Below are 22,331 nucleotides of genomic sequence, written 5' to 3' on the forward strand. Positions count from 1 at the left end.
GCTGACGGCACTGCCAGGAGGGGCAGGAACAACGCGAGCGTCATCCCTCTGACCAGCCGAGCAGCATGTCTTTTCATGCGCACTCCAACCTCCATTCAATCGGAATCGAGCAAGGTATACCCGTGTTTCCGACAGCGGTCTAGACCTCTTGACCCAGATCTCTTGGTCGTCGAGATCCTTCGTGCGAGCAGAGGATTCGGACTGGCAATAGACAAAAACCCCGACGCCAGCGATGACAGCAGCGTCCGCGCCGCCGTCACGGCCGCATGCGGGTCTTCTATATGTCCGCCCAGGTCGCTGCCCAGCACTGCCCCGTCTCAAAGGCGTTCTACGAACGCAAGAGGGCCGAGGGAAAGACCCACAAGCAAGCTGTCATCGCCCTCGCGCACCGCCGCCTGAACGCCCTGTGGGCACTCCTCCGCGACGGTCGTCCCTTCGAGAGCAGTTCACCCACCCGTGCTGCCTGCCTTGGATGAGGTGACCACACTCAGTCACGAGCCAAGTTTGACAACCGCATTGGGAATAAGTAGGAGTTCTTCGGAAACATAGGATACCTTCACTCCTTCCGTGGCCATCGAGATCCTGCACGTTTGCCCAGGTAACTGAGGGCGCACGGGGTCATGACTGCATTCATTGCATCCCAGGTATGGACACTGACACAGATCGTCCCTGTAAATTGATCGGATGTATAGCGGCCCGCCGTTGCAGGGGACATGCCGTTGACACACGACGATGGATGGTCGCCATGAACCCGAGACAGCGTCAGGGCGTTACCCGCCGCAGGCGAAAGGTGGCGGTGACCAAGCTGATCAGCGCAACCGACATGCGGTTCCCGCCTCGCGCGAACTCGCGCTCCTGCGCCATGGAACCACGCGGGGTGCGAGGCCATCAGGGAGTGCGTCCCAGGTGATCGCAGCGCTGGACCCGACCCAACACCACGCGCCCGGACCGCACATCGATGCCCCGGGCATGATCACCGTCGACGAACACGCCCAGGTCGCCGACTTCCGTACCGGCGAGGTGAACTCCAGCTGGATCGACCAGTACGGCAGGGCGGCCACCCGCATGAAGGTATGCCCGGAATCCTCGGTTCCACCGGTCTTACGAATCGCCGGCTCAAACCTACTTACGGAAAGGTAGAGCATCCGCATGGAACGCAGAGACTTTCTCGCCTCCGCAGCCGCGTCCGCCGTTCTCACCACGGGTCTGTCCCCTGCTGTCGCGGCCGCGGCGCCGCTGACCGCCCCGGAGGCGACGGACGCCGCCGCTCCCGAGGCGTCCCGCCTCGTACTGTGGTACGACAAGCCTGCCGGGCCGTGGCTGGAGGCGTTACCGCTCGGCAACGGCCGCCTTGGCGCGATGGTGTTCGGCGGAGCCGACACCGAGCGGCTCCAGCTCAACGAGGACACCCTGTGGGCAGGCGGTCCTTATGAACCCGCCAATCCGAAGGGCCTGGCCAACCTCCCCGAGATCCGCCGGCGGGTCTTCGCCGGCGAGTGGGCATCCGCTCAGTCCCTGATCAACTCGACGTTCCTCGGCAACCCGGTCGGGGAACTGATGTACCAGACGGTCGGCAACCTGCGCCTGTCCTTCCCGGACACCGGCAACGTCACGGGCTACCGGCGCGAGTTGGACCTGGACAGGGGCGTCGCGACCACCACATACACCCGCGGCTCGGTCGGGTACCGGCGTGAGACGTTCGCCAGCCACCCGGACCAGCTGATCGTGGTCAGGCTGACCTCCGACACCCCCGGCACCCTGTCGTTCACCACCGCCTTCGACAGCCCGCAGCAGGCCCAGACGTCCTCCCCTGACAGGATCACCGCCGCCTTGGAGGGGACTGGCCAGACCCGTGAGGGGATCACCGGCCGGGTCCGCTTCCGCGCCCTGGTCCGCGCCCGCACCGAAGGCGGCACCGTGCGCAGCGAGAACGGCACGCTGGCCGTGGACGGAGCCGACGCGGTGACCTTGCTGGTGTCCATCGGCACCAGCTACAACGACTACCGGGACGCCTCGGGCGACCACCGCGCCCGCGCCGAGGGCCCACTGAACACCGCCGCCGACACTCCCTACGGGCAGTTGCTCTCCGGGCACGTGCGCGACCACCGTGCGCTCTTCCGCCGGGTCTCGCTGGATCTCGGCACCACGGATGCGGCCCTCAACCCGACCGATCAACGGGTGGCCGCCTTCGCCGGGGGCGACGACCCGCACCTGGTGGCGCTGCACTACCAGTTCGGCCGCTACCTCCTCATCGCCTCCTCCCGCCCCGGCACCCAGCCCGCCACCCTGCAGGGCATCTGGAACGAGCAACTCTCCCCGCCCTGGGACTCCAAGTACACGATCAACATCAACACGGAGATGAACTACTGGCCCGCCCCCACCACCAACCTCCTGGAGTGCTGGGAACCCGTCTTCGCCCTCCTCGACGACCTCGCGCAGGCCGGACAGAAGACCGCGCGAGTACAGTACGGCGCAGACGGCTGGGTGACCCACCACAACACGGATGCCTGGCGCGGCACCGCGCCCGTCGACGGCGCGTTCTGGGGCATGTGGCCCACCGGCGGCGCCTGGCTCGCCACCTCCATATGGGAGCACTACCGATTCACCGGCGACCGTGACGCCCTGCGCCGCCGCCTGCCCGTCGTCGAAGGAGCCGTTCGCTTCTTCCTCGACGCTCTCGTCCCCGACCCCGCCACCGGGCACCTGGTCACCTGCCCGTCCGTTTCCCCCGAGAACGCCCACCATCCCGGCGTCTCGGCGTGCGCCGGGCCGACCATGGACAACCAGATCCTGCGCGACCTCTTCGACGGCTACCTCGCCGCCTGCGACGCGCTCGGCACCACCAGTCCGTATGCCGACCAGGTGCGCAAGGTCCGCGCCGGACTGCCGCCCATGAAGATCGGCGCGCGGGGGCAGTTGCAGGAGTGGCAGCACGACTGGGACGCGGGCGCGCCCGAGCAGCACCACCGCCACATCTCCCATCTGTACGGGCTGCACCCCAGCAATCAGATCACCAAGCGCGGCACGCCGGACCTCTTCCAGGCCGCTCTGAAGACGCTGGAGATGCGTGGGGACGCGGGCACCGGCTGGTCCCTCGCCTGGAAGATCAATTTCTGGGCGCGGGCCGAGGCCGGCGCACGCTCCTACAAGCTCCTCACCGACCTTCTCACCCCCGAGCGCACCGCCCCGAACCTCTTCGACCTGCACCCGCCCTTCCAGATCGACGGCAACTTCGGCGCCACGGCGGGCGTGACCGAATGGCTGCTTCAGTCCCACACCGGCGAGGTCCACCTGCTGCCCGCGCTTCCCCCGCAGCTCCCCGACGGCCGTGTCACCGGCCTCCTCGCCCGCGGCGGCCTCACCGTCGACCTCGCCTGGAGCGGCGGCGCACTGAACCATGCCCGCCTGGCAGCACTCCAGGGCGGCACCGTGCACCTGCGCACCGCCGCACCGGTCGCCGTGCACTCCACCAGCAGCGCTCCGCCCGACGTGACGCGCCCCGAGGAGGCCGTCGCCGTGTTCGAAACCGAGGCAGGCGGGAAGTACGTGATCACACCGCTCTGATGGGCGTTGTCATGCTGGGCGTACTCGTCGACGACGAGGCGCAAGTGCCGCTCTCCGGTGATCAAGATCCGGTCGGTGGCCTCGCAGCGGCATGATCCGACCCAGCGCTCGGCGATCGCGTTCATCCGGGGCACGCCCGGCAGGATGGGCACCATCCAGTGCACCGACGGCGGTGAAGACCGCGTCGAAGCCCTCGGCGAAGTACCTGGCGTTTTCCCGGATCAGGTACCGGATGCCGGCGGTGCGTGTGTCGTCCCAGCTCATGGGAGGCTGCGGGCGCACTGGGTGGCCCATTCGACGGTGACGTTGCGGGTGACGCCGGCGACGTGCACCCGCCGGGTGCCGTGCTCGATGAAGAACAGGACGAACAAGCGCCGCACGAAAACGGTGTCCACTTGGAAGGCATCGACAGCGAGGATCCCCTTGTCGGCGTACGCATGAACGTCCCCACAACGTACGAGCGAACGCGGCCAGTTCCTGGCACGCTGAGGGCAGGTGCTCGGCACTCTGCTGTTGATCGATATGTGGCGGCAGAGGGCGGCTGAAGATGGTCTTGGATCCGCATCGCTGGTTGGAACTGCGGCGCTTCCGTGGCCTGCTGGAGTCCGCGGCGATGAGCCTGTCGGAGATTGCCAGGGAGACGGGACTGGACCGGAAAACGGTCCGTAAGTACCTCTCCGGTGAGGGGCCGGCGGCCCCGCCGCGGCGGACATCAAATGGACAGTATCGCGGGCGGGTGGTGGACGAGTTCGCGCCGCTGATCTGAGATTCATTGTTCGTTCGTCCCTTCCGTGCCGGGCGGGCTTCCTCGGCGCCGCCTGGACGGGCTCACGGACGGCGAGTGGCTGGACATCGAAGCGGGCGAGCGGCGAGGACCTCGCCGCGTCCCGGGCCAAGGGCCTGAACCTGCCCGGGATCGCGGCGTTCTTCGGGACCATCGACACCGTACTGGCCCGACGGCGCCCTGAGGTCGGGCGCCGCCGGCGCAGGGCCTACAACCCTTCCTGGACGTCCTGGTCGACCGGGAACTCCTCGAACTGCGTGGCGGGTGCGTCGCTCGCCACGACCCCGTCCGCCGCGAGGGTCACGGGGGGCAGGGTCTCGGCCTCCGGCACGACAGGCTCGCTTTCCAGCCCCGCCTGGCCCTTCAGCCCGCGGAAGTTCTCCTCCACCACACCGCCGAGCGCGGCACACCAGGTGCTCAGGTCCACCCGCCCGGTGACCCGGAGCCCGTGCAGGGCCTGCAGCTTGGCGACCGCGACCCACGTCGCCCGGTCAAAGGTGCCGGTCGCCTTCACGGCATACAGCTTGGTCGCCAGGATCGACTGGACGCCGAGTACCGCAGACCCGGTGGCACCCATGCCGATCTCCGGGGCCAGCGCCTCCCAGGTCGGCCCGGTCATCGTGCCGTCCGAGGCGGTGGGGAAGCCGTGCGCCGTCTGGAAGGCGCGCACCGCTGCCAGCGTGGCCGGGCCGAAGGCCCCGTCCGCAACGAGGTTGAAGCCCTGGGTGTTCAGCAGGTGCTGCAGCGTACGGACCGTGGCGCCCGCGCAGGAGGTGAACGTGTCGGGCCAGGTGCGGGCCGGGATGGTGCTCGGGTCCTGGCCGAGGCGCTTGGCGACGTGCAGGCGCAGCAGCGGGAAGGTGGAGTAGAACTTCGCACCGGGACACTGGGTGTTGTTCCAGTCCCAGTGGCCGGTGATGTTCTGGGCGCCGAAGCCGTACTGGGTGCAGATGGTGGTGGAGAGCTGAACCAGCGACCACCACAGCTTGCCGGTGGGCAGCTCGTCGATGTAGGTGCCTTCGTTCTCGATACCGATCGACTGGGTGTTCTGGCCGACGGCGTGCGCGCTGACGATCTGGTATCCGCCGTCCTCGAGCGCGTCCAGGCTGCCATGCCGCCCTTCCAGCACATAGCCGCCGCGGCTGATGCTGAAGTGATTTCCGGTGTCCGACCAGCCGTTCTTGTCCATGTGGATGTACTGGACCCGCTCGGCGCAGGCGATGGCCGCCTCCATGGAGAAGTCCATGGTGTTCGGGAACGCCATGTGGTGCACCACGATCCGCCGGGTGGAGCCCGTACGCGTCGTCAGCTCCCCGGCGGGCGGCCGGGCACCCCACTCGTCGCAGCTCATGATGTACGCGGTGTCGGACAGGTCGGCCGGAGCGGCGGCCGAGGCACCGCTCGCACCGGCCAACTGGCCGGCCCCGAGACCGGCGACGGCGGCTGCGCCGGCGCCAGCCCGCAGGGCATTGCGCCGGGATATGTACACGGGCTCGAAGGACATGAGGCGTTCCTCTCCAGGGCTGTCCGGGGTCTCTCGCCGCTACGCCACGCTACTCCGTGTACGCCAGCAGGCAGCCTTCCTTCTAACCCGTTGACTGCCCCAATGTCCAGGATTTTCAGGATCGTTGACTACCTACACCAAGTCCTGACACCGCAGTTCGGTCTCACCCACGGAAGACGTACGGGACCGGGCTGCTCATCAAGGTGCTCGCCACGAACCAGATTGGGGGCCCAGTCGGCGACGGCTTTCGCCATGGGCTACCAAGATCCGGGCCATTCCCGGACCAACTTCCCCATGTGCTCCGTCAACGAGCCATACTCCCTGGTCAAGCAAGGCGCGGACGTGGAACACCGGCGTCCTCCTCCAGCACGGCGCTTCAGCTCGCGGGACTCGTGGCGCTCCCGTTGTGTGCCACGCTGTGGCGGTTATCAAAGGGGAGGATGAGATGACTGAGAAGCTGCTGACGAACAAGCAGGCGCTCGCCGCAGTGATCCAGGCGCTGGGCGGCATCTGGGACACGCAGCGTGCCGTACTGGCCCTGCGCGTCGCCGGGTACGAGCCGACAAGTGATGAGGCTGCGGGCAAGGAGGCCCGCCGCCGCCTGCGCGACCTCGCCGATGACGGAGTGATCGTGAGGCTGGATCCGAACCAGGCCGTTTACCGGCTGGCGTGATCGGGTCTTCCAAGCCCCGCCGCTTTACTCGTGGGCGGCGGGGGCATTGGGTCTGTGCGCCTCGTAACGTACGGTCAAAACTGGCCTACGGCTCGCGCCTCGGGGCCCTCCGGTCGGCTCGCACATGTTCGAGAGGTGCGAAATCCGCCGCGCCGCGGTCGTCATCGGGCACTACGTCCGCTCATTCAGGGGGTCGAGTAGGGCTGCGGCGGATCGGAGCGTTCTGCGGGGTCTCGCACGGAGCTTGTCGGCGGCGAGTGCAGGTCCCAGCCCGTGCCCGGTCCGCGCAGAGCGGTGTGCTGGTCCAGCAACGCGCGGCCCTGCCCGTAGAAGAGACCGGCCCCTGTGTCCTGCGCCGGCCAGGGCGCTTCGTCAGCACCAACGGGTGCGGGGGCAGTTCCAGTGGCCCCCGCCGGACGAGCCGCCCCCAGAACTGCCCGAGCTGTCCGGCAGGCCGTTCGGGAAGGTGCTATCGCGGTTCCGGTCGCCGGGGAACGGGTCGCGGTAGTCGGGGTCGCCGTCGTCGTCCCGGTCCGGCAGGTCCACCCTGCCGTCGTGCCCCCGGTCCGGCTGGGGGCAGCCGTTGTCCGGGTCGGTCAGTTCGAGGGTCACCCACGTGTCGAGGGTTACGTCCGCGCCCTCGGCGGGGTCAGTCACGCACACGCGCCAGTCGTCGTACTCGCCCTCGTCGGGAAGCAGGTCGTTGCCGTACGCCGTGTCCGCTCGCAGATGGTGGTCTGGGACGACACCGAGGTCCAGGACCTCCTTCTGCGCCGTCCTCCACGTCTTCCAGACCAGGTCCGGCATCTTGGGCCATCGGATGGCTCCGCCGTCCGCCTCGGGACACGGTGCACCCGTCTGCACCGCGCCAAAGTCGATCGTCTTCGTACCGCCGTACGTCCTGCCGGTATTCTGGAAGCAGACGGTCCAGTTGAGTCGAATAAAGATGCTCTTGTCCTGGTCGGACGCGTCATGCTCACCGACACCGAACCCGGCGGCCTCGGCCTTGTCCCGCGCCTTGTCCAGCCGCAATCCTCGGTAGTCCGGAGCCTGGGGCGGCGGCTCCGAGAGCCGCTCCTGCTCCCCGGCCGCCGAGGGAGAGGGCGAGGTGGCGGCCGTACGTTCCTTCTCCGCGCCCTTCGCGTCCGCCTGCGCCACGGTGTTCGACGCCCCGCCCTCGGGCGGGTCCGGGATGACCGCGCCGAGCAGCGCCATGGCACCGATGGTGGCGGCCACCTTCACGCCCTTCTGCCAAGGGCAGCCCTTCCAGATCAGGACGATCGCGGCGATCAGGACCAGGAAGCCCAAGTACTGGTTGACCAGGCCGAGCAGGGGCACGGCGAGCACGAAGCCGAGGCGGCCCGGGGTGGTGAGCCACCATCGTGTGCCGAGGGCCGGTGGGCGGGGCATGGCGGTGTTCTTTTCTGGAGCAGGGATACGACGGGCCCGCACGGCACTCCGGCCGTCTGTCGAGCGACCGAATCGTACCGGTACGGGCGGTGCTGGGAAAACAGCTCCCGGATCGGCCGCTTCCGCAGCGATGAGCCGTTCGACGAGACCTGGACCATCATGCCGAGTTGGTGGGCGTACTCGTACGCCGCGCCGAACTCGCGGTCGATCAGCGCCTCGCCACCGGTGATCTGCAACCAGAAGACCCCCGCGTCCCTCAGCGTCTGGAGGAGCCGCTGCTTGCCATCCCAGTCCAGGCCCTCGAACCGCTTCTCGCCGAGGTAGCAGAACTCGCAGTCGTAGTCACAGCCGAGGTTGATCTCCCACGACGCCTTGCCGTATCCGTACCGGGCCCGCTCGCGGACGAGGACGACGTCGCCGACCGGCGACGTGGGCAGCTCTGTGCCCCACGCCTTCGCCGCCGCGTCGGTCAGCCAGGCCGGAATCGGCCGGCCCTCCGCGCTGGCCGCCGCCAGTTCCTCGTAGCGGACTTCCGGGATGCGCACGCCGGCCGACTGGCCGGGCTGGACGAGGAGGTACTGGCCGAGGAACGGGCTGGCGACGAGCCGCGGTGTCGTGCCGTTCCGCGCTTCCTGGTCTCTGCTGGTGCTCATCGGTGCGGTCATGGGACCTCCACGGGTAGGTGCGTGCGACTGGAGCGGTCAGGCCCGGTTGTGGGCAACGATCAGGGCTTCGATTCGGCGGATGCACGGCGGACAGCAGTAGAAGGGGGCCTCCCCGTACTCCAGGCTCTGGGCGGGCCCGAGCCACAGCACGGGAACGTCGGGCGCCTCGCAGCGCCAGCACTGGCCGGTGATCCACGTCCTTTCCATGGGGCGGCTATCCGTCTTTGATGCCGAGGAGCAAGGCGCCGAGTAGTGCGGCGAGGGTCACCATGTAGAGGACCTGCCGGGTGCGCTCACTCACCGGGTGTCTCCCAGCCTCAGTGCGGTCGGGGGTCTCATATCTCTGTCCCGTCAGATCGGGCGGTGCATGGCAGCGAACATGATCACCGCGTGGACAAGCGGGAACACGACAGCCGCGGTGATGGGCAGTCTCGTACGGGCCGGATCGGGCTCGCCCTCGCCTCGGCTCACAGGAGGCCGCTCGGCTTGGCTGGTGGGATCGGCGGTGGGGGTGGGGTCTTGGGGCATGTCTGTTCCTTTCTCGTCGCGATGACGGAGATCTGCCCGTGGTCGATCGGCGCAGCCACGGGCAGGGGTTCATAGGCGGCGCGCACGCAACCGCTCGGCGCGGGTCTCTTGCAGCCAAAGCAGGTCGGCGAGGACGCCATCGCCCCTGCCTTGCAGCCCACGGATATGTGCCGGACAGGCATACGTCCCACCGACAGGCTGAAGCCCCCGCGCGGTGCCACACGTGATGCGACTGGGGGCCCGGGTCACCGGCGGATTTCCCGCCAGGCGCGGTTGAGCCGAACAGCGGTCTTGCACGGCGCACCAGCACGGCAGACAGCGCACGCCGTGGTGTGGCCCACAAGGGTGCGGTACGCCTGCTCAGCACTGGCTGCCGTGTTATCCATGACCGTCCTCGTCCGCCTCCGCCGCCCGGCGCTCCCCGAGGGCTCGCTGATAGCGGCCGTAGGCGACGAGCTGCGAGACCGCATCCGGGCTGCACAGGGCGCCGGGGCCTTCCATCGGCACGCACCAGTAGAACCGGAACTGCTCCGGCTCGGTCCGCTGCGGGCGCGGGACACCGAGGAAGCAACCGGACCCGAGACACTCGGCTTCCGGCACCTGACGGTCGGCCCATTGCGGTAGCCGTGACGTGCTCGCCGGTACGAGCGCGTAGTACCGCTGGGAGGTCGTGTCGATGAAAACGGGGCCATGAACCACTTCGTCCAGATAGACACCGATGCGCTTGGGATCCTCAGTGCCAGCGGCAGCCTGCACGATGCCGGCCGGGATGCGGATCGCGGCGAACAGTCCGCCGCACCGCAGGAGCGCGATTCCGGTCTCCTCCCACTCCCTGCGGGCCGCCTTCATGTCCTCGGCGGCCGCGAGGAGCCAGTGAGTGACCGCCAGCTCCCGCTCACAGCGCGAATGCACCAGGGCCTCCGGGCCCTGATGGAGCCGCAACTCCCCTGATGCGCTGAGCGGTGCAGCGCACGTGGTTGACGCAGAGTCAACCGGCGCAGCACCCTCGGAATCTGCAACGGTGCCCATTAATGAGAGCCTCCCTCTAGGCTCGTCTGGTGATGACTACGACGGTAGAAAGCCGTGCTCAGCGCATGAAGTGACCGCGAGTACAGGTGGGTTGCCGTCAGCGATGGGGAATGGGGCAAGCCATGCAGTCGAGCCCGCCACAATCCCTGACCGGTGGTCAGGGTTCATCCGGACGCCCACGTATGGGGGTCATCTCGGGTTACGTCTTCCGCGTAATACGAGAGCAGCAGGGGCGCACCCAGGAGGAAGCGGCCGAGCTCCTCAAGGTGTCCTCAGACACGATCGCCGGATGGGAGACCGGGCGTCGCCCTCTCACCGCCGTGCCGACCGGGCAGATGCTCATGCACCGGCACCGGCTGATGCAGATGGGGACCGCCCCCACTCTCCTGCAGGCCCTCGAACGCGCGCTTGAGGCTGACGTCCTCCTCGCAAGCGCCTTAGACGAGGAGATCCCCGTCCAGGAGAGCCCACTCGGCGCCTGGGTGATGCAACGCGACCTGGTCGAGGTGCTGGCCTGGCCCCTCAACGGCGTAGCGCCCCAGCCCGTGCGCGAGCTCCCCCAGCCTCCCCGACCCCGTCGCGGCCCTGCACCCCCCGGGCCGGAGCTCCCGTCAACCGACCGGACACGGTTCTTCCAACAGATGCGACGCACGGCTGAGCACGCTCGTAGCGACGGGCAGTTCCTCCTTCGCCGCCAGGCCCTCTACCTCTCCGGATACGACGACCAGGCCGACACGTCGGAGTGGCTCGCCTACCAGCAACGCACCGAGAGGCCCCAGGACTGGCTCACTCGCTGGCTCAACGGCCGATCAGTAGCGACCGTTGCCGCCCGGCAGGGCGACCGCGACCGCATGAGCTACTTCATCGACAAGGACCTCACAGGTGATAACGCGGGCGAGGCCGCGAACCTCAACTACTGGGCCTACTGGCTCGGTGAGACACCGCACCTTGAGCTGTCCGACGACTTCATTGCGGTCCGCACGCCCGGACCATGGTCCGGCGAAAAGCTCCTCACACATCTGTCCCTTGGGCTCGCGCATCATCACGGCTACGTCGACTTGAACATCCACACGGTGTGGTCGCTCCTCCAGATCCGTCCCAACCTGCTGCGGTCCGGTGCGGCAGCCCGCGCCTTACGCGACCGCCTCGCCGTGATGTTGGATAGTCACGAGCTTTCGGCGCGTGCTCGCCGGGAGCTTGAGAGCATCCAGTACGCGATCCGCCTCGCCGAGGCGTGAGAGGAGTCCGAGGTGGCAGACGACCTATCCGCGGTGGCGAGGTTCCTGTACGAGGCCGGAACGCTGAAGCAGACCAAGCGCACCGGGTGGTGGATGGCCGGCGTGCGCGATCCCGAGTCGGTCGCAGAGCACTCCTGGCGCACCGCCCTCATCGCGTCGGTCATCGCGAAGCTTGAAGGGGCCGACCCGGCAAAGGCTGCTTTTCTCGCGGTGTGGCACGACTCGCAGGAGACACGCACCGGTGACGTGAACTACCTGGGCAAGAAGTACGCCCCGACCGCCGACCCTGAAGCGGTCACGGCCGACCAGGTCGCCGGCATGCCCGAGGTACTGGCGTCCGCCGTCCGGGATGTCGTCGCCGAGTACGAGGCGAAGGAATCCCCCGAGGCGGTGTGCGCCCGAGACGCCGACAAACTGGAATGCATGATCCAAGGGATCGAGTACAAGGCGCAGGGCTACGAGAACGCCCAGCGGTGGATCGACAACAGCCGCGGGCGCCTCACCACGAAGACCGCGAACGAGCTTGCCGACGCAGTCCTGGAGACCGAATCGTTGGACTGGCTGCGCATCGCGCTCGGCGAAAAGCAAAGCTGACCACTGCTCGCCGGTGGGCCCCTCTCGTTGGAGGCGGGGCCCTTCACCTCTGGTCGCGCTGATCGACGAGGGAGAGGCCCTGTGTCTGTCGCTGACAGATTCCCTGCGTGATGCGCTCGCCGACGCCGATCGGGCTTCGCTGCACGGTATCGCCCGCGACTGGACGGCATCGGGTGTCTTCTCCACGCCTCCGGACCCGGACGGCCTCGCCGGCTTCCTCACACAGGCAGTCGACTCGGCGAGCCGGGCGGTTGAGCAAGGGCATCGCCTCTACTGCTGCTGCTGCTGGAACTGGCCGAAGCCGTACCCGGGGTTGTAGAAGCCGTAGCCGGGGTTGTAGTAGCCGTAGCCGTAGCCGTAGCAGCCATCCCACCAGCCGCAGCAGTCATCCCACCAGCCGCAGCGGTCGTAGGAGTTGCTGGTCACGGAGGTCGCTCGGGCAGGAGCGGCCGTGGCCGTACCGGCCGCACCGACAGCGGCGCCACCAGCCAGCATCACACCGGCGGCTGCTACAGCGAGGGATCGCTTGATCTGAGGTGCTCGCATGAGTCTTTACCTTTCCTTCCACCACCGAAGATCGAAGGTGGATGGCCACAGCGCATGAGAACCATGCGGTGCGGTTCGCAGAGGTCACCACGTGAAGCGGGAGCACGTCTCGCGGCAGATCGGTTCCCACCCTTCGGGAGACTTGCCGCCCGGGGCGTGCCCGGTTGCGACTCTCACAGCCATCACGCTAGTAGCACATGACCCCGTCAGCATCTTGAACAGAAATCTACTGAGTCCCGCAAAACCGCAGATCAGCGGCCGACGACCAGGCCCGATCTTGTGATGTCCGCCCTCGTGCCATCCTTTTCGACGGTGGCGCCCCAGAGGCGCACATCACCCGCATGGAGCATGGGCGGGTGATGGAGAGGCACGGCGATCGGCGAGCCAGGAGCGGGCGCGACGGTTTAGCCCCGTGAGCAGCGCGGCTGGAACTGGTCCATGCTCTCTCCCGGGCGTTGTCACGTTGTTGGGTGTGTGGGTGTCTGACTGTGCGTCGAAGTGTGGTGGGGCCGGGTGCCGACCTGGGCTCAGGCCGCAGTAAGTCGGCCGGTGACGCCGGTGATCTGCTCCCAGGTGGTTACTGAGGTTTTCTCGACGAAATGATCTTTGTGAAGCCACGTGACCGCAGGGAGCGGGGACCGAACAACCTGCGAGGACGGGAGCTCAGGGCCAACGCGACGCGATCGGCTAGCGTTGGCGCATGCATACGGAGACATCTCAACCGTCGCTGCCCGAACATGAGCTGGTTGCTACCAGCACCACCGTTGTCTACACGAACCGCTGGATGAGCGTCCGCGAGGACAAGACCCTGCGGCATGACGGTGCCGAGGGCATCTACGGTCTGGTGGAGAAGCCCGACTTCGCTCTTGTCATCCCGTACGCCGACGGCGGTTTCCATCTTGTCGAGCAGTACCGGTATACGGTCAAGGGTCGCTACTGGGAGTTCCCGCAAGGCTCCTGGGAGGACAAGCCGGACGCAGACCCACTCGCCCTCGCACGCGGTGAACTTGCCGAGGAGACCGGGATGACCGCTGGCGCCATGACGCCACTGGGCCACCTGTTCGGGGCATACGGCTACTGCAACCAGGGCTTCCACGTTCTTCTCGCAACGGACCTCACCGCCGGCGAAACCAACCTCGACGAGACAGAGGCGGGCCTGATCAGCCGCTGGTTCTCCGAAGCGGAGGTATGGCAGCTCATCGCCCAGGGCCGGTTCAAGGACGCGTCCTCCATCGCCGCCCTGGCCCTCTTCCAGCGCCATCGCGCAGAACTTGGTGAATAACTGACGTCATGGCCATGCTGGGCGAACCGGCAGGGCCCCGGCGGATCGAGCCACGCGGCCGCGGCGGTTGGCAGACGTAAAGCCCCTGGTAGGACAGGTCTCACCACAAGATCATGTCCGTAACCACCAGAGGCTTCACGTTGGTCACCTATGCTGCCACGCTCGACGTCCCGCGCCACGTCGTGGATCACCTGTCCCACCTGCTGGCCGCGCACCGACGGCGCATCGGCACTCCGCGCGGCAGCCGGGTGCTCGGCCCGTTCCGCCAGGCCGTGCTGGTCCTGCGCTGGTTCCGCGAGCGCGGCTGCGTGCACTGCCTGGCCCGCGATGCCGGCGTCTCCCAGGCCACCTGCTACCGCTGCCGCCACGAAGGCATCGACGTCCTCGCCGACCAGGCCCCCGACCTGCACGAGGTCCTGGACCGCTGCCGACGCGACGGCATGACCCACATGATCCTCGACGGCACCCTGATCGAATCCGACCGACTCGCCGGCGTCCGCGACAACGGCAACGACCTGTGGTTCAGCCAGAGACACAAGACATTCGGCGGCAACGTCCAGTTCCTGTCAGCCCCGGACGGCACCCCGCTGTGGGTCTCCGACGCCGAACCCGGCTCCACCCCCGACATCACCGCCGCCCGCATCCATGCCCTACCCGCCCTGTACAAAGCCGCAGCCGACGGCCTGCCCACCCAGGCCGACAAGGGCTACATCGGCGCCGGAATCGGCGTCCTCGTCCCCATCCGACGGCCGAAGGGCCGGTCCGAGCGGGCCTTGCACGCCGACACGCAAACCACGAACAGCCTGATCAGAGGCATCCGTGCACTCGGAGAACGCGCCGCCGCCGAGCTCAAGCAGCGCTGGCGCACCCTGCAGTACATCACTATCAGCCCAAGCAGGATCGGCGACATCGCCCGCGCCGCCCTCGTCCTCAACGGAATTTGGAAATGACCACCGTTGAGAAAACGTCACTGACTTCGGCGTATTAGGGTCCGTCCGGTCTGTCGAGAGCGAGGCCCGTCCCGGCGAGGAATCCGCCGAGGATGCCGTGCCGGTACTGCAGCGCCTTGAGCCGCCTGCGAAGCAGAGTCTCCAACTCGCTGAGGGTGCGGGCGGCCAGGTTGGCCAGGCTCCGTTTGATGTGCCCCATAGGCCCTCGACCGGGTTACGTAAGCGGATGGTCATTTCGGCTCGGTGTTCGGATGCGGTCATCAGGTAGCGTCGGGGGCCGGAAGTGGAGTGAGATGCCGCTGAACGCGGACAGGAACCGCTGGGCCCCGCCCACGCTGCGGAAGCCCTTCATGGCCCGTTCGCGTTGCCTCGTCGGCTGGTGGCTGTTCTCGACCCGGTTGTTCAATCCCTTGTGGGAGCGGTGCTCCACCGAGGGCATGACCTCGCGGTGAGCGGCGTCGCAGGAACGCAGCTTGTCGGTGACGACCACTCGCGGCACCCCGCCCGTCGTCGTCATCAGCCTGCGGAAGAAGCGCCTGGCCGCAGCCGTGTCCGCCGGTCCTGCACGAGGATGTCCAGGACATTGCCGTCCTGGTCAACAGCCCGCCACAGATACTTCTGCTGGTGAAGCCCAGCAGAGCCTGAGCCACGGCAAGGGTGACCAGCTCGGAATCCGTCAGCTGCGGCGGTCGGCCAAGCCATCGGGTACCTCCGATCTCGTCGTCGATCTTCACGTACAGTGCGGTCAGCAGGGCGTCCAGGTTGTTCGTCACACAACGATCTTGGACGCCCTGCCTGCGTTCCCGGACACACCGTCAGCATTCGGAATGACTCGTCCAGACTGGTGGCCGCGGTCGTACCACCGTCAAGGGACCACCCTGTGGCCGGAATTGGTGGTCTTGCCGGATCTCTCCAGAGTGTTTCGCCATCTGTATTCAGAAGGGAACGTTGAACACGGGGGTGGGCAATGTCCTCGGGGACGAGCGGTAGTTACTGGGCCGACAAAGCGTTGCCCAGCGTGTTCAAGCACGAGCTCCTCAAGGGCTATCTCGCACAGTTCGGAGGGATGACCGGCTCGCGCGCACGCGACAAGCGGGTGGTCTATCTCGACGGTTACGCGGGCGAGGGCCGCTACGAGAACGGTGAGCCGGCCTCGGCCGAGATAGCTCTGCAGATCGCAGCGCATCATCGCGCCCACGGGCTGACGATGGAGTGCTTCTTCGCCGAGTCGGACGTCAAGTCGTATGCCCGGCTGCTCGATGTCGTGCAGCAGTACAGCGCCCGTGGGGTCCTCGCTCGCCACTACCAGGGGGAGATAGACGATGCCCTCGACAGTCTCGTGCGCCGGGCCGAGCGCGCACCGCTCTTCCTCTTCCTCGACCCGTGCGGTCTCACCCTGCCGCTGGAGCGTCTGGTCGACGTCCTCGCCCGGCAGCGCCCTCGCCATCAGAAGTGGCCGCCGACCGAGCTCCTGATGAACTTCAGCATGATGGCGGTCTGGCGCCTTGGCGGACATGTCCGCTCCGCGAAGGGCAACTCGAAGTCTCTGCAGCGTTTCGACGACGTGTGCGGCGGCTCCTGGTGGCGCACGTATTTCGCCGATGCCGCTGCCACCCCGCACAAGGAAGCTGTCGCGCAGGACGCCATCGATGCCGTGGCTGCCGAGTACGCGCGCCGCCTGGAGGGGCGCACCGGCATGCTGGTGCAGTCCGTGCCAGTCGCTCACTCGCCGCGCAAACGCGCGGTCTACCGGCTCGTGTTCGCAACGCACAGCCAGTACGGGCTGTGGGTCTTCGGCGACAATGTCGCCCGGGCCCGGGACGCGTGGTGGACAACCCTGGACGCGCAGGAGGAGGAGAGCACCGGGCAGATGTCCCTCGTCCCCCACCGGCCCGACCCTGCCGAGGTCACGGCCCGGGCCGTACCTGAGATCGCTGCCAACCTCGAGAAGCTGCTCGCACGCACGCGCCGGCCTGTCCGGCTGGTCGATCACACCCTGGAAGTCTTCGGCAACTACTACGGCCAGGTCCCTGAAGCAGCGGCTCGCACCGCGGTCCAGTTCCTTCACGAGCGGGGAAAGACCGGGCCCAATGGCGTCGGCAGCCGTCGGGTACGCGAGATCACGGTCAGCCCCGCCGCAGCCTGATCTTCCGCAGGAAGTCCGGACGGGCTCAGACCCCGCTCACGACTCCCGGGTAGTCGCGCACCTGCAGCTCGAGGGGGAACTGTCCGATGTCCTTGTGGGACTTGCTCCAGCGCGAGCCGAGCTGCTTGACGAAGGCCGCCGTGCCTGCGAGCCGTGCCTCCTCGACGATGGCCTCGGCCCAGGCCATGTTCATGGGACGCGCGCCGGCTCCCGACTCGCCCCCGACGATCACCCAGTCGATGTTCTTGAGGTCCAGGCCGGTCAGAGGCCCGAGCAGCGGCTCGCAGGACAAGAACTTCACCGCTGCCGGCACCTGCCGCAGATCGTCGACGCGCGGCAGTTCCTTCGCACTCTCCACCGAGACGCCCATCCACAGGTTCGCCGGCCAGTCCAGCCGGTCGGCGACCTGCCGCAGCCGCCGGGCCCGCTTGGTCAGCACCTGATAGGTGTGCTGCGGCGTATCGGCGATCACGTCGAAGACGCGGCGCACGTAGTCGAGCGGCACCCGGGCATGGAACAGGTCGCTCATCGAGTTCACGAACACGGTGCGTGGGCTCTTCCACGCGTACGGCACCGCGAGCGCGTCGGGATGCACGCTGAGCCCGAAGCCCGGCCCGGACGTCCGCGGGTCGCCGTCCGCCTGGTACTTGGGCGAGCCCATCGCCTTCAGACGCTTCGCCAGAGTCAGCGCATAGCAGTTGTCACACCCACTGGAGACGCGGTCACATCCTGTCGTCGGGTTCCATGTTGCTTCAGTCCACTCGATCGCGCTGCGCTCACCCACTGGCGGACCCTCCGTCCCCTCAACCCAGCCCCGCCACAACCACACGAACACGGGACGTCGACAGTCCAACGAGCCGTAGCCCCACCGGACATCGGCATCCAACCATCCCCGGCGTCCAGGACGCCTCCCAAACGGATGGCCACCCTGGGAGCCGTCTACGATGCCGAACCCGCGCCTCGCACAGTCGACGACATCATCGCCGACCCCGACCGGCAAGACGCCGACCACGGCGCGGTGCCCGAGCGCCGCCAGGGGCCGAAGGCCCGGTCGAAGTGGTTGTGCGGCTCGGTGACCGACACCGCCGCGCAGGTGGTGTGCGCCGTGTTCGACCAGGCAGAGCACCGCGACCCCGGACACCGCCGTCCCTGGGTCGTCTTGGTCGACGGTGCCCGCCATCAAATCGACCTCATCAAGGCCGAAGCACGGCAGCGCGGCGTGGACGTCCACATCATCGTCGACCTCATCCACGTGCTCGAATATCTGTGGCGAGCACGTGGTGCCTGCACGACAGCGGCGATGCCTCCGCCGAGAGCTGGGTCGCCCGTCACGCCCGCGTCCTGCTGGGCGGCGGCGTGCAGCAGACCGCCGCCGCACTCGAGGAAGCCGCCCTCGCCGCCGGAATGCATGGCGCCCAGCGCAAGGGCATCGACGAGGCCGTGAATGAACTACTTGTCCGGCAAGGCCGAGCACCTGCGCTACGACACCGCCCTTGAACGTGGCTGGCCGATCGCCACCGGGATCATCGAGGGAGCATGCCGGCACCTGGTCAAAGACCGCCTGGACATCACCGGCGCCCGCTGGGGCCTCTCGGGTGCCACCTGATCGACTGCACCCTCATTGGATCTGCACCCATCCGGGATTATGGCCGACGAGATCCGCAGCTTCGACGGTGACCGAGTCATCGCGATCTTCATGGGTTGCCGTCGGCCTGAGGGCCGGTTTGCATCCGGCCTGGGCACGTCGTCGCTTCCACGAGATCCGCTCACTCGAAGTACGTCGTGGTCTTGCTGACCCATTGGGACAGTGTGATCTGCATGGGCAGGGCCGCCCGGTCCGGGCTGCGGCGACGGGGCGAGGCGTGGCTGCATTCGGCCCGGGTGACCGCGCACCTCCGCCGATTTTGGCCTCTGCCGCAGGCCAGGGCGTCGCGGAGAAGGGACAGATGTGCCGCGACGGCTGCGAGGCAGTCATGCTCGTCCCGGCATGTGTCGCAGGTTGCCAGGTGAGACCCCACCGCGCTCGCCTCATCGGGTGCGAGAGTCTTGAGCGCGTATCCGGCCAGCAGTTCACAGAACCTGCGGCATTCCTCGACGGCTGCCTCGTCGCCGTACTCCGTGGTCAGGCAGTGGGCTCCGATCATGGCGAAACCTCCGTTCATGGTCTCACCATCTCCCAGGAACGGCCCCCCGCGCGTCGTCCCCGCGCAGCGATTTACGGCTACCACGGCCGCAGTACCCACCGCGCCGGCCTACGGCCGGGGCGGAACACGGAACACCGTGCCGACGATATCTTCGCCCGACTCAAACAGATCACGCACGTCTGGCAGATCGCCTTCCACCGGCTCCGATCGGCGGTGAGGCATGCTTCACCGAGCCCGGCGGCTTCGGCGGGGCGGAGACTGGAGCCCCGCCGAGCCGGGCGGGTCTGGTGTCAGCGGCCGTGTTGTTGAGGCCGGATGAGGAGCAGGGCGATGTCGTCGTTCCGGGGGGCGGACCGTTGAGCGTGGTGGATGAGGGTGTCGGCGAGGGCGTCCAGGGTCTGGCCCTGGGCCTGTGCGAGCTGGGCGGCGAGGTCGGCGGTGGCGTCCTCGATGTCGATGCCGGGGGTTTCGACGAGTCCATCGGTGTACAGGGCAAGCACGGCCCCGGGCGGTAGGGGGACGTCGGTCTCCGGGTAGTCGGCCGCGGGGTCAATGCCGAGCAGGAGCCCGGGCGTCAGCGGAAGGATCTCAGTGTGTAGGTCAGGGTGGCGCAGGAGTGGGGGCGGGTGGCCGGCGGTGGCCAGGCAGGCACGGTGGCGTGCCAGGTCGAGCTGGACGTAGAGGCAGCTGGTGAACAGGCCGGGGTCGAGGTCGGTGAGCAGGCGGTTGGTGCGGGCGAGGACTTGGCCGGGCGATGCGCCGGCGGTGGCGTGGACTGCGGTGCGGACCTGCCCCATGAGGGCGGCGGCGTTCACGTTGTGGCCTTGGACGTCGCCGATTGCTGCGGCGGCAAGGCCGGTGTCGAGATGAATGAGGTCGTAGAAGTCGCCGCCGACGTCGATGCCGTGAGCGGTGGGGAGGTAGCGGGTGGCCACGTCCAGGCCGGGGACGCGGGGCAGTGCCTGGGGCAGCAGGCTGGCTTGCAAGCTGTGGGCGAGAGCTTGATTGGCGTCGTAGAGGCGGGCGCGGTCCAGGGCCTGGGCGATCAGCCCGGCGGTCGAGGTGAGGACAGCTCGTTCCTCGGGCGTGAAGGGATGCGGCCGGTCGTACGCGAGGACCAGCGAGCCGACGGGGCGGCCGGAGGTGATCAGGGGCAGGAAGGCCCAGGCGGCCTTGCCGTCCTGCAGGACGGCGGGGGGATATGCGCGCTTGAGGTCCGCAAAGGTGGCGTAGAAGCTGGGGACACCGCTGGTCAGGACACGCACGGCAGGAGTGTCCGAGGCCAGGGGGGCGCCGTCGAAGCGGCCCATGAGTTCGGCGGTGTAGCCGCGGTATCCGATGATCCGCAGCCGGCCCTCCTCGGCAATCATCAGGGCGAGGGCTTGGGCCTCGAAGGCGGTCGGGACCAGGTCATCGATCCGGGCGATCACGTCCATGACCCCGACGGCCTCGGTCAGCGTGGCGGCAAGGTGCATCAGGAGGTGGTGGGCGGTCGACCGACCCGGTGCGGCCGGCGGTGCCGGGTGCAGAACCTCTGACGTCTCCGAGGCAGGGGACGGGGAGGCCGGGGTGATGCGGACGCTGATGCCGCAGACGTCCGGGTACAGGTGGAAGGCCAGCCACCGGTCCGGTGGGCGCAGGACGGTGAAGGAGGTGGCCTCCTGGCTGAGCACCGCGGCCCGGTAGCGGTCTTCGACGACTGGGTCGTCCAGCCACGGCAGGACCTGCCGGGGCAGGACGCCCAGCAGGTCGACGGCGCTGGCACCGAGGAGGTCGGCGGCGGTGGTTGTGATGAAGGTGATCCGGCCGTCAAGGTCCAAGGTGCAGCATCCTCCGGGCAGGCGCTCGGCGAAGTCCGCCGCTGCCGCCTCCTGGGTCGGCCCGCGAGCGCGGGCACGCAGGGGGGCCAGGACCTGCGGCTCGGACCCGGGCAGCAGCGGGTGGCCGCTGTCGGCGGCCTGCTGCAGGAGAAGGCCCAGGCGGCGGCAGGAGGTACGGACCGCGTTGCGTTCGTGTCGGGTCAGCGGCGATGGATGCGAGCTGGGCCACCGCACCACCAGGGCACCCCAGACGGTGGTGCCGGTGGTGATCGGGGCAGCGGCCGCCGAGAAGGGGTAGGGCAGCGCGAGCGCCATCTGCGGGTAGTACCGCGCCATCTCTTCCTGGCCGCCTATCCACACCAGACGCCGCTCGCGCACGGCGTCGGTCGCCGGGGTGCGGGCCGCCAGCGGCACCTGCGTCCAGTGCGCGGCGATCTGCCGGGGAACCCCCCGCAGCACCGCCAGCCGCAGCACCCGCTCGCCCGGCGGCAGCAGGTACACCAGCCCCCCGGAAGCGTCTGTCTCCCGCATGAACTGGTCCAAAGCGGCGCAGAGTAGATGCATGTCCGAGCCTCGGCCGGTGCCGAAGCCGGCAAGGTCCCTCATGCTCTCACCCTCCCGAGCGGCACCAGGCAGGGATCCCTCCAGGCGCCTGAAGCGGCATCTGGCCGCCTCCGCGCTGATGCCCAGGCCAGCACCGATCTGCGCCCAGCTCGCCCCGGTTCGTCGGTCCGCCAACACCGCACAGCGCACCAGCTGCCCGGCCAACCCGGGCACCTCCGCCACCGCGGCAACATGGCAGCCCTCCGCTCCTCGCCCCGGGCGCGAGTCGCTCACCTGCTGGGTTGCGGCCTGCACCTGCGTCAGGAGATCCGCTTCCGCGAACACCAGCATCTGCCGCGCCCCCGCCGCCGCCTGCCAGCGACGCCTGGCTCGCCAGGCCGCCTGCCGATGCGCCTGACGGCAATACCGCCGACCCGGGCCTGCCGACTCCGGCAGTGGAGCTCCGCACCAGCCACACCGATCGTCACCCATACACCGATCGTCGCCTATATAGGGGAAATATGCTCTATTGCCGTGACGACGTGCTGCACACGTCTACCAGGGCGGTGGCGGCCGTACCTATACGTCGGCAGGCATACGTACCGATCATGTCGGCATCAAGATGCCCAAACTGCTGTACTTACTGAGTTTCGCCACGTGATGTCGCTGGAGCGCGTGCCCTGAACTGCAGCGAAGGGCAACCGCGACGCGACATCACGCAAAGATCATCAGTAGACGCTGCGTAGATCGGCACTCGCTCATGGGCGGCGGTTCGGACGGTTGTCCTAGCGGTGGGTCGTCCATGCCTGCCGGATTAGACATCCCATGCCGTTTGACGTCAAGTGGCATGGGGGTGTGCGTGGTGTGACCAGGCGGTCGCTTCGTCGTAGGGGGTGCGGGTCTTGAGGCAT

General features: G+C 68.1%; 21 protein-coding genes and 2 pseudogenes. 11 read left to right on the forward strand and 12 right to left on the reverse strand.

All coding sequences use genetic code 11. The features are described 5' to 3' along the window. The first annotated feature begins 906 nt into the window (after positions 1 to 906). A complete protein-coding gene (locus ACFU8W_RS45455) occupies positions 907 to 1,140 on the forward strand; it encodes a hypothetical protein (protein ID WP_384051134.1) in 234 nt (77 codons plus the stop codon). Positions 1,141 to 1,149: 9 nt separating this feature from the next. Beyond that, entirely contained in the window at positions 1,150 to 3,564 is a 2,415-nt protein-coding gene (locus ACFU8W_RS45460; RefSeq protein WP_384051137.1) for a glycoside hydrolase N-terminal domain-containing protein, read from the forward strand. Between the two features lie 260 nt (positions 3,565 to 3,824). On the opposite strand, the gene ACFU8W_RS45465 is transcribed toward ACFU8W_RS45460, so the two are convergent. Further along, positions 3,825 to 3,959: a hypothetical protein gene (locus tag ACFU8W_RS45465; protein ID WP_384051140.1), complete on the reverse strand. Its 135-nt coding sequence runs from the start codon at positions 3,957 to 3,959 to the stop codon at positions 3,825 to 3,827. Between the two features lie 152 nt (positions 3,960 to 4,111). Here ACFU8W_RS45465 and ACFU8W_RS45470 point away from each other — a divergent pair. Continuing rightward, positions 4,112 to 4,270: pseudogene (locus ACFU8W_RS45470) on the forward strand (IS21 family transposase); the annotation flags it as partial. A gap of 286 nt (positions 4,271 to 4,556) precedes the next feature. Here the strand turns inward: ACFU8W_RS45470 and ACFU8W_RS45475 are convergent. Beyond that, positions 4,557 to 5,852 carry an N-acetylmuramoyl-L-alanine amidase gene (locus tag ACFU8W_RS45475; RefSeq protein ID WP_384051142.1) on the reverse strand — a complete coding sequence of 432 codons (1,296 nt, stop codon included), beginning with the start codon at positions 5,850 to 5,852 and terminating at the stop codon, positions 4,557 to 4,559. Positions 5,853 to 6,297: 445 nt separating this feature from the next. Here ACFU8W_RS45475 and ACFU8W_RS45480 point away from each other — a divergent pair, with 445 nt between their 5' ends. Then, complete coding sequence (locus ACFU8W_RS45480) at positions 6,298 to 6,525, forward strand: hypothetical protein (protein WP_384051145.1); 228 nt, start codon at positions 6,298 to 6,300, stop codon at positions 6,523 to 6,525. 372 nt (positions 6,526 to 6,897) lie between these two features. Here ACFU8W_RS45480 and ACFU8W_RS45485 read toward each other — a convergent pair whose 3' ends face one another. The 4 genes from ACFU8W_RS45485 to ACFU8W_RS45500 form a co-directional block, all read right to left on the reverse strand. After that, positions 6,898 to 7,935 carry a hypothetical protein gene (locus ACFU8W_RS45485; protein ID WP_384051148.1) on the reverse strand — a complete coding sequence of 346 codons (1,038 nt, stop codon included), beginning with the start codon at positions 7,933 to 7,935 and terminating at the stop codon, positions 6,898 to 6,900. Positions 7,936 to 8,636: 701 nt separating this feature from the next. Then, positions 8,637 to 8,807 carry a hypothetical protein gene (locus tag ACFU8W_RS45490; protein ID WP_384051151.1) on the reverse strand — a complete coding sequence of 57 codons (171 nt, stop codon included), beginning with the start codon at positions 8,805 to 8,807 and terminating at the stop codon, positions 8,637 to 8,639. A gap of 144 nt (positions 8,808 to 8,951) precedes the next feature. Beyond that, positions 8,952 to 9,128 carry a hypothetical protein gene (locus ACFU8W_RS45495; RefSeq protein WP_384051154.1) on the reverse strand — a complete coding sequence of 59 codons (177 nt, stop codon included), beginning with the start codon at positions 9,126 to 9,128 and terminating at the stop codon, positions 8,952 to 8,954. Between the two features lie 378 nt (positions 9,129 to 9,506). Next, entirely contained in the window at positions 9,507 to 10,040 is a 534-nt protein-coding gene (locus ACFU8W_RS45500) for a hypothetical protein (RefSeq protein WP_384051157.1), read from the reverse strand. Between the two features lie 227 nt (positions 10,041 to 10,267). Here ACFU8W_RS45500 and ACFU8W_RS45505 point away from each other — a divergent pair, with 227 nt between their 5' ends. Together ACFU8W_RS45505 and ACFU8W_RS45510 are read left to right on the forward strand one after the other, a co-directional pair. Then, complete coding sequence (locus tag ACFU8W_RS45505) at positions 10,268 to 11,395, forward strand: helix-turn-helix domain-containing protein (RefSeq protein WP_384051160.1); 1,128 nt, start codon at positions 10,268 to 10,270, stop codon at positions 11,393 to 11,395. Between the two features lie 12 nt (positions 11,396 to 11,407). After that, positions 11,408 to 11,989: an HD family hydrolase gene (locus tag ACFU8W_RS45510; RefSeq protein ID WP_384051163.1), complete on the forward strand. Its 582-nt coding sequence runs from the start codon at positions 11,408 to 11,410 to the stop codon at positions 11,987 to 11,989. Positions 11,990 to 12,259: 270 nt separating this feature from the next. On the opposite strand, the gene ACFU8W_RS45515 is transcribed toward ACFU8W_RS45510, so the two are convergent. Continuing rightward, complete coding sequence (locus tag ACFU8W_RS45515) at positions 12,260 to 12,535, reverse strand: hypothetical protein (RefSeq protein ID WP_384051166.1); 276 nt, start codon at positions 12,533 to 12,535, stop codon at positions 12,260 to 12,262. Positions 12,536 to 13,235: 700 nt separating this feature from the next. On the opposite strand from ACFU8W_RS45515, the gene ACFU8W_RS45520 reads away from it, so the two are divergent. Continuing rightward, complete coding sequence (locus ACFU8W_RS45520; protein WP_384051169.1) at positions 13,236 to 13,817, forward strand: NUDIX domain-containing protein; 582 nt, start codon at positions 13,236 to 13,238, stop codon at positions 13,815 to 13,817. A 140-nt stretch (positions 13,818 to 13,957) separates the two neighbouring features. After that, positions 13,958 to 14,767, forward strand: a complete 810-nt coding sequence (locus tag ACFU8W_RS45525; RefSeq protein WP_384051187.1) for a transposase family protein — start codon at positions 13,958 to 13,960, stop codon at positions 14,765 to 14,767. Between the two features lie 34 nt (positions 14,768 to 14,801). Here the strand turns inward: ACFU8W_RS45525 and ACFU8W_RS45530 are convergent, their stop codons facing one another. Both ACFU8W_RS45530 and ACFU8W_RS45535 read right to left on the reverse strand, forming a co-directional pair. Continuing rightward, the gene (locus ACFU8W_RS45530; protein ID WP_384051172.1) at positions 14,802 to 14,966 is read right to left on the reverse strand and encodes a hypothetical protein; all 165 of its coding nucleotides are present in this window, start codon (positions 14,964 to 14,966) and stop codon (positions 14,802 to 14,804) included. Positions 14,967 to 15,038: 72 nt separating this feature from the next. After that, positions 15,039 to 15,391: pseudogene (locus ACFU8W_RS45535) on the reverse strand (transposase); the annotation flags it as partial. 394 nt (positions 15,392 to 15,785) lie between these two features. On the opposite strand from ACFU8W_RS45535, the gene tcmP reads away from it, so the two are divergent. Beyond that, positions 15,786 to 16,913 carry a three-Cys-motif partner protein TcmP gene (tcmP, locus tag ACFU8W_RS45540; protein ID WP_384051175.1) on the forward strand — a complete coding sequence of 376 codons (1,128 nt, stop codon included), beginning with the start codon at positions 15,786 to 15,788 and terminating at the stop codon, positions 16,911 to 16,913. A gap of 25 nt (positions 16,914 to 16,938) precedes the next feature. On the opposite strand, the gene ACFU8W_RS45545 is transcribed toward tcmP, so the two are convergent. Continuing rightward, positions 16,939 to 17,748 carry a DUF5131 family protein gene (locus tag ACFU8W_RS45545; protein ID WP_384051190.1) on the reverse strand — a complete coding sequence of 270 codons (810 nt, stop codon included), beginning with the start codon at positions 17,746 to 17,748 and terminating at the stop codon, positions 16,939 to 16,941. Between the two features lie 84 nt (positions 17,749 to 17,832). Between ACFU8W_RS45545 and ACFU8W_RS45550 the strand changes: the two genes are divergently transcribed. Continuing rightward, a complete protein-coding gene (locus tag ACFU8W_RS45550) occupies positions 17,833 to 18,357 on the forward strand; it encodes a hypothetical protein (protein WP_384051193.1) in 525 nt (174 codons plus the stop codon). Next, complete coding sequence (locus ACFU8W_RS45555) at positions 18,358 to 18,519, forward strand: hypothetical protein (RefSeq protein WP_384051178.1); 162 nt, start codon at positions 18,358 to 18,360, stop codon at positions 18,517 to 18,519. A gap of 160 nt (positions 18,520 to 18,679) precedes the next feature. Here the strand turns inward: ACFU8W_RS45555 and ACFU8W_RS45560 are convergent, their stop codons facing one another. Together ACFU8W_RS45560 and ACFU8W_RS45565 are read right to left on the reverse strand one after the other, a co-directional pair. Beyond that, positions 18,680 to 19,075: a zf-HC2 domain-containing protein gene (locus ACFU8W_RS45560; RefSeq protein WP_384051181.1), complete on the reverse strand. Its 396-nt coding sequence runs from the start codon at positions 19,073 to 19,075 to the stop codon at positions 18,680 to 18,682. A 272-nt stretch (positions 19,076 to 19,347) separates the two neighbouring features. After that, positions 19,348 to 21,483, reverse strand: a complete 2,136-nt coding sequence (locus ACFU8W_RS45565; RefSeq protein ID WP_384051184.1) for a SpoIIE family protein phosphatase — start codon at positions 21,481 to 21,483, stop codon at positions 19,348 to 19,350. Positions 21,484 to 22,331: the final 848 nt, after the last annotated feature.

It is taken from the genome of Streptomyces sp. NPDC057565 (genome assembly GCF_042801455.1).
GTDB classification, from domain to species: Bacteria; Actinomycetota; Actinomycetes; order Streptomycetales; family Streptomycetaceae; genus Streptomyces; species Streptomyces yanii.